This is a genomic window from Chitinivorax tropicus (genome assembly GCF_014202905.1).
GTDB classification, from domain to species: Bacteria; Pseudomonadota; Gammaproteobacteria; order Burkholderiales; family SCOH01; genus Chitinivorax; species Chitinivorax tropicus.
The window spans coordinates 1-13457 of sequence record NZ_JACHHY010000031.1 but is presented as its reverse complement, the minus strand read 5'-3'; the positions used below and the strand labels follow the sequence as shown (position 1 = coordinate 13457).

At 55.8% G+C, this 13457-nt stretch carries 10 protein-coding genes; 4 read left to right on the top strand and 6 right to left on the bottom strand.

Annotation, left to right across the window (positions count from 1 at the left end):
• The first annotated feature begins 250 nt into the window (after positions 1 to 250).
• Positions 251 to 1234 (top strand): TerC family protein, encoded by a 984-nt coding sequence (locus HNQ59_RS17710; RefSeq protein WP_184041729.1) that lies wholly within the window; start codon positions 251 to 253, stop codon positions 1232 to 1234.
• Here HNQ59_RS17710 and HNQ59_RS17705 read toward each other — a convergent pair.
• Both HNQ59_RS17705 and HNQ59_RS19950 read right to left on the bottom strand, forming a co-directional pair.
• Entirely contained in the window at positions 1221 to 1826 is a 606-nt protein-coding gene (locus HNQ59_RS17705; protein ID WP_184041728.1) for an acyl carrier protein phosphodiesterase, read from the bottom strand. The genes HNQ59_RS17710 and HNQ59_RS17705 overlap by 14 nt on opposite strands.
• 24 nt (positions 1827 to 1850) lie before the next feature.
• The gene (locus HNQ59_RS19950) at positions 1851 to 3635 is read right to left on the bottom strand and encodes a diguanylate cyclase (RefSeq protein ID WP_184041727.1); all 1785 of its coding nucleotides are present in this window, start codon (positions 3633 to 3635) and stop codon (positions 1851 to 1853) included.
• A gap of 149 nt (positions 3636 to 3784) precedes the next feature.
• Between HNQ59_RS19950 and HNQ59_RS17695 the strand changes: the two genes are divergently transcribed.
• Positions 3785 to 4363: an IMPACT family protein gene (locus HNQ59_RS17695; protein WP_184041726.1), complete on the top strand. Its 579-nt coding sequence runs from the start codon at positions 3785 to 3787 to the stop codon at positions 4361 to 4363.
• A gap of 79 nt (positions 4364 to 4442) precedes the next feature.
• Here the strand turns inward: HNQ59_RS17695 and HNQ59_RS17690 are convergent, their stop codons facing one another.
• The 4 genes from HNQ59_RS17690 to HNQ59_RS17675 form a co-directional block, all read right to left on the bottom strand.
• Positions 4443 to 5573 (bottom strand): ricin-type beta-trefoil lectin domain protein, encoded by a 1131-nt coding sequence (locus tag HNQ59_RS17690; RefSeq protein ID WP_184041725.1) that lies wholly within the window; start codon positions 5571 to 5573, stop codon positions 4443 to 4445.
• The gene (locus HNQ59_RS17685) at positions 5574 to 6233 is read right to left on the bottom strand and encodes an RNA polymerase sigma factor (protein WP_246491072.1); all 660 of its coding nucleotides are present in this window, start codon (positions 6231 to 6233) and stop codon (positions 5574 to 5576) included. It lies immediately after the preceding gene.
• A 53-nt stretch (positions 6234 to 6286) separates the two neighbouring features.
• Positions 6287 to 8014: a vWA domain-containing protein gene (locus HNQ59_RS17680; RefSeq protein ID WP_184041724.1), complete on the bottom strand. Its 1728-nt coding sequence runs from the start codon at positions 8012 to 8014 to the stop codon at positions 6287 to 6289.
• Between the two features lie 153 nt (positions 8015 to 8167).
• On the bottom strand, positions 8168 to 9343 hold the full coding sequence (locus HNQ59_RS17675) for a M12 family metallopeptidase (RefSeq protein WP_184041723.1): 1176 nt from the start codon (positions 9341 to 9343) through the stop codon (positions 8168 to 8170).
• A gap of 1178 nt (positions 9344 to 10521) precedes the next feature.
• Between HNQ59_RS17675 and HNQ59_RS17670 the strand changes: the two genes are divergently transcribed.
• Together HNQ59_RS17670 and HNQ59_RS17665 are read left to right on the top strand one after the other, a co-directional pair.
• Positions 10522 to 12330, top strand: coding sequence for a DUF885 domain-containing protein (locus HNQ59_RS17670; RefSeq protein WP_184041722.1), 1809 nt, complete (start codon positions 10522 to 10524; stop codon positions 12328 to 12330).
• Positions 12331 to 12519: 189 nt separating this feature from the next.
• A partial coding sequence (locus tag HNQ59_RS17665) for a type VI secretion system Vgr family protein (protein WP_184041721.1) occupies positions 12520 to 13457 on the top strand: 938 nt, incomplete at its 3' end.

Sequence of the window (13457 nt, the reverse complement as noted above, 5' to 3'; positions counted from 1 at the left end):
AGCAATCACTGCGTATCCGTGATGCTCCGGTAGCCGGGCAACAGAACAGTTGTAAGCAAGACCTTGCCGAAAGGCAGGGGCTTGTTTGCGTGAAATATGTAACGGCCTATGTCTTGCGGACTGGGCCGTTTTATTTTTCATACTGGAGGTGCCTCATGCCTATCTCATCCCGAACTTTCACTCCCCCTGGCCATCATAGGCTGGTCGTACAGATCAACTTGAATACGCAATCGGGTGAAAGGGCATAACTATGGAATTCCTTGACGCAATATGGCTGGGTAAGCCTGCCTGGATGTGGCTGATGTTCCTGGCCATTGTGATTGCTTTGCTGGTTTTTGATCTGGGATTGTTACATAAAGAAGATCACGAAATCGGTGTCAAAGAGAGCCTGGGGCTCTCCGCGTTCTATATCACGGGCGGGATGATCTTTGGTGCCTGGGTGTGGTGGTACATGGGTGCGGCGGCGGGGATGAATTTCTACACCGGTTTTCTGGTTGAGAAAAGCCTGTCGCTTGATAATGTATTTGTGATTTCGCTCATTTTTGGCTTTTTTGCCATTCCCAGGGTCTATCAGCACCGAGTGCTGTTCTGGGGCATTCTGGGCGTGATCGTGCTGCGTGCGATCATGATCGGTGTGGGGGCGACGCTGGTATCGCAGTATGGCTGGGTGCTGTATATCTTTGGTGCATTCCTGATCTATACCGGCTTGAAAATGCTGGTGGCGGATGAGGGCGAGCAGGATTTCAATAACAACCCCATCCTGAAGTTCTTGAAAAAGCACCTGCGTGTGACCAAAGAGCTGCATGCGCAGCATTTCCTGGTGAAGGCCCCACATCCCAAGCAGCCGGGTAAGCTGGTCTGGTGGGCAACGCCGTTGTTGCTGGCTTTGATCATGGTCGAGCTGGTGGATCTGGTATTCGCGGTAGATAGCGTGCCGGCCATTTTTGCCATCACAACTGATCCGTTCATTGTCTACACATCGAACATCTTTGCGATTCTGGGTTTGCGTGCGTTGTATTTTGCACTGGCTGCGATTATCCATCGCTTCCACTATCTGAAATATGCACTGGCATTGGTTCTGGTCTTCATCGGCGCCAAGATCTTCCTGGGTGATTTCGTATTCGGTGGGAAGGTGCCCGCGCTGCTGTCGCTGAGCGTCACTTTGGCGTTGTTGGCCGGTGGCATTCTGTTCTCGTTGTGGAAGACACGGAACGAGGGGGTCAAGGCAGGTTGATGGGTTGGGCTTGATGCCAGGCTTGGGTGAAGGCTTGCAGCGCAGGGAAAAATTGCTGGAAGTCTTCGCCCAGCCCGACATAGTGTTCGGTCAGCTCGATCACGCCGGTGCCAAGTGTGCTGGGTTGTTTGAGGCGATGTATTGCAAAGCGTTGCAGGGTGGATTCGATGCCATCGAGGTGTTGGTAATTCAGTAGCCAGTTTTCAGCCGACATGATCGGTCGGATCGACCGTAGGCGATCAGGCAGCACGGGCTCGAATGCTGCCAGCTCGTCATAGATCTGGTGGGTGAATGCCAGTAAAGGCGTGGGATGGTATTGTTGCCAGTGGCTCGCAAGAAAGTGATCGTAGAAGATGTCGATCAAAATGCCTGCATAGCGGCGCCTGAGGCTGCTGATGCGAGCCTTGCTGCGTAAAACGATGGGGTGCCGGTCGGTAAAGCCATCCATCGCTTGGTGCAGGATCAGGCCACGCTGCAGCGCCATGGGCAAATGGGCCGCCTGCCTGAGCTTGATGAAATCGCCCAGTAGATTGCCAACTCTGCCTGTGGGGGTGTCTTCAGCCAAACATAGATGGGTCAGGTAATTTGGCATGATGCGTGCTGCAATGAGGGGCGGCTAGAGCACTTCTGCGATCATGACAATGCCCCGTCCGGCGGCTTTGGCCTGATAGAGCGCTTTGTCTGCCGCATCCAACAGCCGTTGCGGATCGTGACCGAAGCGATCGGTGGAGGCGATGCCCGCCGAGAAGGCCAGGCCGGAGAACTGGCTCTCGCCATCGGTGATCAGACGTGCTTTCAGCTGTTGAAGCAGGCCGTTCAAGCGCAGCTGCGCGGCGCTCGCTGGCATGTCTGCCAGCACGATGCAGAACTCTTCCCCACCATAACGGCAGCAGAAGTCACTTCCTCGAATGCCGTCCCGAAGCACCTTGCCCAGCTCGATCAGCGCCAGATCACCAAGGCGGTGTCCGTGCGTATCATTCAACCGTTTGAAGTGATCCAGGTCGATCAAGGCGACACAGACGTTCCAGTTGGTGCGCGTTGCCAGCTGAAGCGCCTGGGGTAGCGCATCTTGCAGGTGGCGTCGGTTATACAATCCTGTCAGGGCATCGCGGATGGCCTGTTCTCGCAGGGCGGATTGCAGTGATTCGATTTCCTCGATGCGCTCTTCCAGCTGTCTGTTGAGTTGCGAGAGCTTCTGCCGCGCTTGTTCGGCCTCTGCGTGCTCTTTGCGGGCTCGATCACGTGCAGATTGCGCTTCGGCCAGCTCATGTTGTACCTGTAGGGTCAGATAGCGTGTTTCGTTCGCAAAAGCGGAGACGCGGGTGTAACGCTGATGAAAAGCTCTGGCCAGTTGGTAGGCGTGTTGATAGTCGCCACGATCGGCATGGATCTGCGACTGCAGGTTGATCACGTCGAGGATCAGCTGATCATCATGTGAGCGCTCTGACGCTGCGATTGCGATGTCGCATTGCGCCAGGGCAGATTCTGATTGCCCTTGTTGGGCGAGCAGTTGGGCATGTAAAAATGCCAAGTAGCCAACGAAGAAGGGGTCATCATCACCGCCGAGCGTGGTATCGGCCAGATCCAGGTAGTGTTCGCCGCGTGACCATTCGCCCAGGCGGAAGCAAGCATCAGCAGTCACGCTTTGCACAAAGCCCAGATCGCGCGGGGTGATGTTGGTGCAGCTTTCATGCACTAAGGGCTCGATGATCTTCAGCGCCATATCCAGCTGGCCTTGGTGAATCAGGCACAGCGCGAGATTGGCGGAGAATAGACCCAGCAGGCTGGTACGACCAAAGGGCTGGATGGTTTGACGCGCATCGTGCAGGAGCTTATGGGCTAGATCAAAATTGCCAGCATTCAGCTGATACACCCCGATGTTGTGATTGATCAGTGCTGAGATGGGGGTGCCTTGCTGCCGACGGATCACGGACAATGCCTGGTAGGCCATGCGCAAGCCCCGCTCGCGATCACCGCTGCTGGTCAGAGCCGTGCTGAGTGTGTTCAGGATGGAGGCATGATCCAGTGCGCTCAGTAGCTCTGGCTTGGTGATCAGTCTTTGCAAGCGGATCACCGCCTGGTGGGGGGCGCCTTGCTCCAACTCGATCTGGGCAAGCGCTTGCTCGGCTCGTAGCTGGCCCTGCGCATCGCCATGTGATCGGAAATAGGCGGCAAGCTGGGTCAGCCGCGCGATGGCCTGCTCTGACGGGCCAAACCGGCTTTCATGTTTTGACAGAATCAACTGTGCGTGCGCAGCACCATGCTGGTCATTGACTTGCAAGGCGGCTTGCAAGGCATCATTGGCAATCTGGCAAGCATTGATGGGATCGACCAACAGCATGGACCATGCATGATGGATACTTGCTTCAATGTCGATCCGCTCGATTCCGGGTTCAGCCACGTTTGGTACTCACTGCAGAATATTGTTATTGGACGCCATTACACCATGCCTGAGCTGTTGATTCGAGCTTATGTGAAAATTGGTATGTAATGGTGCAAGCCATGCCAACCCCGTTGGTGTGAAATGATGTGGTATGCATAGGTCTATTGATGAATCTTATACAGTCACCGGCTGAAGCGATGCTGGAAATCAAGAAAAGTCGCTTTCTGGCCTGGGTCGGGCCGGTTCAATCCCGCGCCGATGTGCAGACCTGTCTGGCGCAGATCCGCAAAGCTCACCCCGATGCCGCGCATCACTGCTGGGCATGGGCGATCGGCAACGATGCGGCGGCAAACGATGATGGAGAGCCGGCTGGCACGGCGGGCAAACCTATTTTGAACGTGCTGCAACATAAGCAGTTGACCGATGCCTTGGCGGTGGTGACCCGGTACTACGGGGGGATCAAGCTGGGGGCGGGTGGGTTGGTGCGGGCGTATGGTCAGGTGGTGTCCATGGCTGTGTCGAGCGCGGTGCTTGCGCCGATTGTCGCAACTGACGCGCTGCGACTGGTGTTGCCGATCGAGCAGGAGAACAAGGTGCGCAATTGGCTGACCAAGGCGGGCCTACCGTTTACTGTGCTGTCGGGCGATGGGGGCAGGTTGTTTACCATCACGCTGCCCAAGGCAGACTTATCTACGACGCGTGCTGCGCTGACTGAGTTGACCCATGGCCGGGCAATGTGGAAGTGACCGTGCCCCGCGACATGTATCGGGTAACAGGCATTTATTCCTTTTGATTTTATGGTTTGCCTGGTAGTGCGGACACGGATCAACGGCTGATGGGGCTGGGTAGGCGCAGCCAGCGCTGGCTATCGCTATCCTTTTCAATAGGGCTCAAGCGGACGCCACCTTTTTCATGCACACCTAGGGCAAATGGATTGCGCTTGTCTTCCTGAATGTGTCCATCAGTAATCCGCCAGCGTAGCTCAGCTGTATCGGTACAGCTGACCAGGCTCACCCTGTCGGGGGTGGCGGAGCGCATGATGCTGGCAAGGCAATGCTGCGTGGCCACATTCTGCAATTGACCGCCGGGCAGGGGCTGCCATAGCTGTTCCGGAGTGGCTTGGCAGGGGGCTAGTGACACCTGCCCATTGATCACGGCGAGACATCGTTTATCACTGACGGATTGCCACTGCATAGGCGCCGGGCTGGTCGCCGCCGATCTGGCGTGCGTGGGGGATGACACCGCCGCGCGGGCTGGTGTCTCGATGCGAGAGTAGGAATCCGCGTCGGCCAAGGGCTCGGCTGGCACCTGTTTGGCCAGTGCCATCGGGGCAGCGGGTGCCTGTTCGGCAATGTTGGCCTGGGGTTTGGCTGCAGCTGGCTGTGATGGTGCGGCTCCCGTCGGGTCGGTGGCATCGGCAGCGCTGGGGGCAGCCTCGGTAAGTGATTCCTGCCTGGGCTTGGGTGGCTGGGCCTGTGCGGTGGTCAGCTTGGCTGGGGGCGGGCTGACTTGTTCTGCGGCCATTGGGTTGTCAATCACCGCTGGTGTCGGTGACGATGAGGGCTTCATGGCATCGCCTGCCAAGGGGGTAGGGGTGGGCATCGCACCGGTGGATTGTGACCGTTCCGCCCGTGACATGGCATCGGCTGCGGGTGCCATCGCTACCGTTTCGTGGATGACTGCTTCTTCTTTTTTGGCGCTCTGCATTTCCAGCAACATGCCCAATCCCAGCACAACGGTAGCAGCGGTAGCCAGTGGGATGGCATACCAGCGGCGCTTTGTGGGCAGCGGCACGACAGTTGCGGGTGATGGCGCATCTATGCTGGCCTGGGCGGCTTGCAGGATGGCCGCATCCAGCGCTGTACTGGGCTCGGCTTGTGGCAGTGCCTGATAAGCCTGGCGGATGAATGGCTCATCCGGTAAGGCATCCTGGTGCAACGGGGGTTGGGGCTTCATCTATACACTCCCCATCAAGGCAGATTTGAGCTTGGCAATCGCGTAACGCAGCCGGCTCTTGGCTGTTTCTGTCGATACGCCCGTCAGCTGGGCAATATCATCAATGCTGAGTTCGCCATGTTCTCTTAACAAAAAGGCTTCGCGTTGATTGGCTGGCAGGGCCGCCAGGGCTTGGTTCAAGCGCTGGTGTTGCTGATGGGCTTCCAGCTGCTGATCCGGACCGGGGCGATCGCTGGCGATGCCCGCCACCGCATCGTGTTCTTCGTCTGCTTCCAACTCCGCCAGCTTGAGTGGGTCGCGCTGCCGGATCAGGTCGATCAGGCGATGGCGGGCTATCTGATACAGCCAGGTGCGGAACTGGGCGGTGGACTGGTAGGTTTGTCTGGCCCGGGTGACGGCCAGCCATGTGTCCTGAAAAATATCATCCACCCAGGCTGGTTGGGGGGATTGCCGCGAGATGAAGGCATACAACCCGCGCCGGTGACGGGTGTATAGAGTCTCGAATGCCGCCATGTCTCCTGCGGCATATCGTTGCATCAGCACTTCATCGGTCTGGTCATCATGCATGCGGCAGAATTGTATGCCAAACGCCGCCGCCTGCGTGGAATTCCCTCGCTCTGGTTGATCGGGCCAGGCCGTATCACAGGCGCTCTGTATCATGGGCGTGTGCGCAGCCCAGGCGCAGGCCAGCTGCACCTGGGTTGGTGGCCTACTTATGGCTGACTGTTGGGCTGGGTGGAGAGGCTTTTGGCCAAATTGACCAAGCGCACGAATTCGCCTCGGTAACCAAATGGATCATTGCCACGTGCACTGTCGGCCAGCCGTTGAATCTGGTCATAGCCGAAACGGCCCGTGTATTTGCCCCCTTTCAACTCCTGCCCGAATGCAGCAACGGCTGCCGCAAACCGGAAGTCCTCGCTGGTCTGGGTGGCTGCCTTGATATCTCGCTTGAAGAGCGGGAATTCCAGCAACTCGCTGCTGTCTGTGCCGGGGGCTTTGTAGCGCAGCCGCAGGAAGGCCAGCTCATCGGTCTTGCCGCCAACCGGCTTGGCAGCCTTGGTCGTGTCATAGCGTAGATCCTCGATCATGCGTTTCCCGCCAACCAGCGTGATCTCATACAATGCCGTCACGCTGTGTCCCGCACCGATCTCTCCTGCATCCACCTTGTCGTTGTTGAAATCTTCCCGCTTCAGTGCACGATTTTCGTAACCAATCTGCCGGTATTCCGCAACCACGTTCGGGTTGAATTCAAGTTGGACTTTGACATCTTTGGCGACCACGGCCAGCGTCGAGCTCAATTCGTCCGAAAGCACCTTCTGCGCTTCGTTCAGGTTGTCGATGTAGGAATAATTGCCATCGCCCGCGTCGGCAATCTGCTCCATCAGCTGCTCATTGTAGTTGCCAGTGCCAAAGCCCAGCGATGAGAGAGATACGCCGCTTTTGCGCTTTTCTTCGACCAGGCTTTTCAACTGATTGAAATCATTGATGCCAACGTTGAAATCCCCATCCGTCGCCAACAAGATGCGGTTGATGCCCTCTTTGAGAAACCCTTGTGCGGCCATCTGATAGGCCAACTGGATGCCAGCAGCCCCCGCTGTACTGCCGCCAGGCTGTAACTGATCGATGGCGCTGCTGATCTTTGCCTTCTCCGTGCCGGGGGTGGGCTCCAAGATGACGCGTGTCCCGCTGGCATAGGTCACCAGTGAAATACGGTCTTGTGGTCGCAGCTGATTCACCAGCATCTTCAGTGCATTTTTCACCAGGGGTAACTTGGCGGGCTCATTCATCGACCCAGATACATCCACCAGAAACACCAAATTGGCCGGGGGAAGGGTGGCTTTGGCCACATCGGAAGCCTTGATGCCAACTCTCAGCAGCAGGCTGTCCGGATTCCAAGGGGTAGGGGCGATCTCGGTCACCACGCCAAATGGCACCAGCTTGCCAGCCACTTTCTGCTGCGGCAGGTTGTACTGGTAGGGGAAATAATTGATGAACTCCTCGATCCGCACTGCATCAGCAGGCGGGAGCTGACCTTCGTTGAGAAAACGACGCATATTGGCATACGCCCCCGTATCGACATCAATACTGAAAGTCGAGACCGGTGTTTGCGCAACCAGTTTGATATCGTGCTGATCCAGTTGTTGATACTTTTCAGTATTGGCTTGCGGGGTCACATAGGCTGGTGCTGGCATGGCCATACGCTCTGCCACGAGCGCTGGTGCCATTTTCCGTGGCGAATTGGTAGCTTGATCGTGTACGGCACCTGATTGCGGCGGGGAAGGCAGCCCTGTAGCAACAGGCGCGTTGGCAGGGGTAGAAGCAACCTGCTCCTCAACCTGCTTGGGAGTTGGGTGTTCGTCGGCAATCATGTCGCGTTTGCCGCAGGCACTGACCGAGAAAATCAGCGCCAGGGCGATCACGAGAGGGCGTGGGGTGGTCATGTCATCTGCTCCGTTCAGGGGGTTGATGAAGTATTGAACGTAGCAAGCTCAGAAATCGGGTTAACACGGAAAAAATTTTCTGAGCCTGAGCGGATGTGTGCAATGGCCAAACGAGTCAGACCGCTGCAGCAGCCTGGCTCGTTGGTGTGTCGATCAGCGCAACACGGTCAAAGCCAGTTTCTTGCGCACCACTTGGCCGAATTGGTCGGTGGCCTGTACCGTCAGCTCGGCTTGGCCGGTCATCTCAGCTGAGGGTTTGACGGTCAGCTGATACTGATTGCCCTTCAAGTGCGTGAATTGAATGCCACTGTTGTTGATCAGCCTGTTATTGGAAGTGGTCGCTGTCAACTGAACCAGGTTCCGCTGTTTTGCGGCTAGATCGATGGTGGCCATGCCCCGGCCATTTTTATTGATCACCAGCTGCTGCGTGTTCAGGCTCAGCCCCAGGTCGGTGTTGAGACGAGGGTAGAAGTGATTCACTGATGCCCGATCGCCCGCACTGAGCCCATTACGTTGACCGAGCCGACTGAGCTGGATATTAGGGTCAATGGGTAGAATGGTTGGAATAGCCGTGTTGATTGCAAAGGCACTGGATCGATAATGCATGATCGAATCGAAATCATAAGCCCCGATCGGGTCACCTCCTTGGCTTAACATAAAATTGGTTACCTTGTCGGCTTGGACGTTACTCATATTGATGGTGACGAATCGATCTCGATCTGCTCTGCTCTGTTCATGCGCCCATCCCAAGGCGTGCAGTATTTCGTGTGCTGCAATACCCATGGTCTCACAACCTTCTCCCAGCGACAGATCTTGTGCGCCACCCTGCATGCCAACAAATGATGAGCACTCCCTTGGAGCGTCGCTGATGACGCGTACATAGTTGGTTTGGTCAGTTCGTTCCTCGAATCTCACGTTTGTATTGCTTTCAAGGTGCCGTATGGCAGCCCGAAATGCAGTGGCTGCTGCATCGGATGCTTCTTCCAATGAATAGTAAAGCGTGTTGTTTGGCCAGCGGCTTGAGGTTCCGATATGGTTGTCAAATGGCACGACGTCACGGGTTTGAACCTCCTGTTTGGATGTCCAGGGGCGCACACGGAGAGACGGGATGCCATGGCGCTGGATGTTCGCATGGGTGCCCAACACGATGTCGTCAATCACAGCCATCCCTCTCTGTACCGTATAAGGCACCAGCTGATCGGCTTCCAAACTGTAACCATATGCGGTCTCACCATCTTTGACTAATGCTACCGGGGCCGCTTGAGCAACCGAGGCAAACAGGCTGCCACTGATGAAAAGCAAACTGCAGGTACGTGAAATGCGTTGCATGGCCTAGCTCCTTTCTCAATGAAAAGTAGACTCCATCGAAGTGGAATCAGCCAGCCAACTGTTTGAAGCCACACCTTGATCGAGTACCGGAACTGCAGCCAACCTTGATCCATATTCGATGGCCGTCGATACGAAATCACTGCATCACCTAAATCAGTGGGCAATACTGACCCTTTTGGCAAGATATCTGCCATTTATTCTACCCGTTTGGCTGATATTCTTGGCCGTTGGTTTAACCAAAAAAATAGCTGATAGGCTTTTTATTCTTCGATGGAATCAAAGTACGCCGCTTATGTATTGCACTTGACTGCGGCGATTTTTAATTTCTGTTTTTTATTGTGGTGTAGGTTGATTGAGAATGTAAAGATAATTTGTCAATAATTTATTGATATGATGTGTCGAATATTCATGATATTAAATTCATATTTCTGTATGGGTTGATGGTTTTGTGTCTTTAAATAATCAAAATCCACACTTCTTCCTGGCTGAGTTGGTGGGTTTCCTTGCTCTTTAAGGTTCATTTCAATCTGGTTATTTTTAAATTTCGAATATTTAAATGGATTTGCTTACATGCGATGAATCGGCATCTGATCAACTAAGTGGATGCCTGGGCAACGGCTTGCGGCGCAATACACGGAGTGGTTCCATGAATGACCTATTTTGCACGGACTCTTCCCTGGGAAATAATTTTGCTCTCATCGCCGCGTCTGGTTGATCATTGCCAAACCATAGGTGCTACATGCTCTGGGTGATTTCAAGGAAGGATATGTACATTGATGTGATTGGATGGAGGCTGAACAGAATCATGTCGATAATGAACAAGCAAATTTTCTGAGGAAGCCGCGCTTGGTGAGTGCGATGTAAATTGAATGGGATGTGTGCCGAATTTAGTGCAGGGTATCATGATCAGGGTGTAGATAATATGTGGCTTGATTCGGCTTTGTATTGTTCTGGATTAGTTCTGAATGTTCGAATGTGCTTTGAAATGGTGGATGGCTAACCTAATATCGGGTTATAAAAAATGCTGCCTTGAAATTGTCTCTGCAGGATCAGCGGTGTGAATAAAACTCAAATGAAGCACACCAACAGTCGGCTTGGTGTATCGATATGACTGGGCTGAGGTGAAAACCATTTCTTGTCAGTAGAATCTGTTTCACACCACATAATGAGGAGATCGTATGAGCCGCCTGGCCCACATCGCTGGTGCTGTCTTTGTCGCGGGTGCCGTGCTGCCGAGTGTTGCCTTTGCCAAGCAGGAGCCGATCGAGACGTTCTACGAGCGTATCTTTCTGGAATCCATGCAGGACACGCCGGAAAACCTCACCCGCATGCGCCTGTTGGAACAACGGGGTATCACCAAGCACAACGGTGAGCTGAACGATATATCGCTGGCACAGATGGATCGGGAGTTGCAGCGGCTCAAGCGTCACACTGCTGCGCTGCATCGATACAGTGTGAAAGGGATGACGGCGGCGCAACGGCTCGACTATGACACGCTGGATTGGTACGCACGCAATCGCTTGGCCGGTACGCCTTTCCGTTTTCACAACTATCCGGTCAATCAGTTGTTTGGAGTACAAAACGACTATCCGACCTTCATGTTGACCATGCATCCATTGACCAGCAAGCAGGATGCGGACTACTACATCGCCCGGCTGAACAAAGCAGGGCGCAAGTTCGATCAATTGCTGGCGCAGCTGCAGGTGCGGGAAAAGCGGGGCATCATCCCGCCTACATTTGTCATCGACAGGGTGCTGGAGGAGATGGATGGCTTGATTGCGCCGCCTGCCTCGCAGAACCTGCTCTACACCCACTTCGATAAAAAGCTGGCGCAGCTTGGCAAGCTATCACCTGAAGACCGGCAAGCCCTGTTGAGGCAGGCGGAGCGGGCAATCGATCAGTCCGTCTACCCGGCCTATCACAAGTTGATCGGTTACATGACCCGGCTGCGGGCGAAATCCGACAATCGTGCAGGGGTGTGGAAGCTGCCGCAGGGTGACGCCTTCTATACCTATATCTTGCAGCAATCCACCACCAGTGATGAGACACCGCAGCAGGTGCATGAGATGGGGCTGCAGGAAGTAGCGCGGATTCAGCAGGAGATACGTGCGATTTTCAAGGCTCAAGGGTACCAAGGTGATGAGATTGCAGCGCTGCTCAAGCAGATTGCCGATGATCCGCGTTTTCAATACCCCGACTCGAATGAAGGGCGGGCGCAGATCTTGGCGGACTATAAGCAGATTCTCAATGAGATCGGGCAGGGGGTGTCCCAGGCATTCAATATCCGGCCCAAGGCCGAGCTGGACGTACAGCGCATTCCGCAATTCAAAGAAAAGACCTCCCCCGGGGCCTATTATGAAGGCCCTGCCATGGATGGCTCGCGACCAGGGATTTTCTTTGCCAATCTGTATGACATCAAAGCCACCACTCGTTGGGAGATGCGCACGCTGGCGTACCACGAGGGCATCCCTGGCCATCATTTCCAGATCGCCATTCAGCAAGAGCAGGACAAGCTGCCCTTGTTCCGGAAGTTCATGCCGTTTACTGCATATATTGAAGGTTGGGCACTCTATGCCGAACGTCTGGCGTGGGAAATGGGCTACCAGCAAGACCCATTCAACAATCTGGGGCGCTTACAGGGAGAGCTGTTCCGCGCGGTACGGCTGGTGGTGGATACCGGCATTCATCACCAGCGATGGACACGAGAGCAAGCCATCGACTACATGGCGCGTAACACCGGTATGGTACAGAGTGACGTGACCGCCGAGATCGAGCGCTACATTGTCATGCCTGGTCAAGCCTGTGCCTATAAGGTGGGCATGATGAAGATCCTCGCCTTGCGTGAGAAGGCCAAGCAGGCCCTGGGCGAGCGCTTTCAGCTGGCCGATTTCCATGCTGTGGTGCTGAAGCACGGGGCCATGCCGCTGAAGCTGCTGGAAAAAGCCATTGATCGTTATATTGAGGAGACCGGGTCGAGCAAGGGTTGAGCTGTATTGCAAAAGCGATGGTGTTGACGATGAAATGGTGGCATGCAGATGCGTGCCACCAGCATAGTGCGAATGTAGTCAGATTCCACCCGTGGGGAACGCTTGTCATGCCTTGATTGGGTTTGGCATCATCATGACGTCCGCCTATCTTGGTGGCATAATAAATCGTCAACATTTGACGACAAACGCATGTCTAACTTCGCTTTGCTGTTCCGTCAGGCGCTGGGTCGATTCACGGCGACCAACCGTCTGTTCCAACTCGTCCTCGCCAACCACCCGGATGCGCTGATCGTTGAAACGGTGCAGGGTCTGGAATCGGTGCTGGGTGCACCGTTGCCCAGTGGGGCGCAGGCCCTGCTGCCCGATGCCGAGCAGTGGCCACCCGGCTCGCTGGTGACGCAGCAGCATGCCGTGCCGCAACCGGCGCTGGGCCAGCTGCCCATCACCCCCCAGCTGCAGCGGGGGGCGGCAGACGACCCCTTCACCCTGTTCACCGGCTTCCGGCTGGTGATCACCGTGCTCAGCGACCAGGCGCAGGCGAATCTGACCGAGCTGCTGGGCAGCACCGCCACCTTGCAACTGCAGACCAGCCGGTCGCGCACCGTGCGGCGGCCCTTCCATGGTCATATCACCGAGGTGCGGAGCCTGGGCAGCAACGGCGGCCTGGCGCGCTACCAACTGGTGTTGGAGCCCTGGCTGGCCTGCCTGCGGCTACAGCGCGACAGCTGGGTGTTTCAGGAACAAAGCATCCCCGACATCCTGGAGACCGTGTTCCAGGACTACGTCGGCCAAGGCCAGCTCACCCCCGCCTGGCGCTTCCAACTACTGGATCGCAGCCGCTACCCACAGCGCAGCCAAGTGGCGCAATACCAGGAGACCGACTGGCACTTCATCGCCCGGCTGATGTACAGCGAAGGCCTGTTCGGCTGGTTCGAGCACACCGACGATCGACACACCCTGGTCATCAGCGACCGGCAGAGCTTCGACGCCGCCTGCCAAGCCAACCCGGACAGCCCGCTGCGCTACCACCGTGGTGACGCCACCGAGCGGCAGGACAGCTTCCAGCACTGGACCGAACGGGTCAGCCGCCAGCCAGGCCGGGTACGGCTCAGCAGCTGGGACTACCG

Excerpts from the sequence above, each read along its gene's own strand:
- HNQ59_RS17690 (WP_184041725.1), bottom strand. The coding sequence starts at position 5,573 with ATGAAGCCCCAACCCCCGTTGCACCAGGATGCCTTACCGGATGAGCCA.
- HNQ59_RS17670 (WP_184041722.1), top strand. The coding sequence starts at position 10,522 with ATGAGCCGCCTGGCCCACATCGCTGGTGCTGTCTTTGTCGCGGGTGCC.
- HNQ59_RS17710 (WP_184041729.1), top strand. The coding sequence starts at position 251 with ATGGAATTCCTTGACGCAATATGGCTGGGTAAGCCTGCCTGGATGTGG.
- HNQ59_RS17695 (WP_184041726.1), top strand. The coding sequence starts at position 3,785 with ATGAATCTTATACAGTCACCGGCTGAAGCGATGCTGGAAATCAAGAAA.
- HNQ59_RS17680 (WP_184041724.1), bottom strand. The coding sequence starts at position 8,014 with ATGACCACCCCACGCCCTCTCGTGATCGCCCTGGCGCTGATTTTCTCG.
- HNQ59_RS17675 (WP_184041723.1), bottom strand. The coding sequence starts at position 9,343 with ATGCAACGCATTTCACGTACCTGCAGTTTGCTTTTCATCAGTGGCAGC.
- HNQ59_RS17705 (WP_184041728.1), bottom strand. The coding sequence starts at position 1,826 with ATGCCAAATTACCTGACCCATCTATGTTTGGCTGAAGACACCCCCACA.
- HNQ59_RS17685 (WP_246491072.1), bottom strand. The coding sequence starts at position 6,233 with ATGATACAGAGCGCCTGTGATACGGCCTGGCCCGATCAACCAGAGCGA.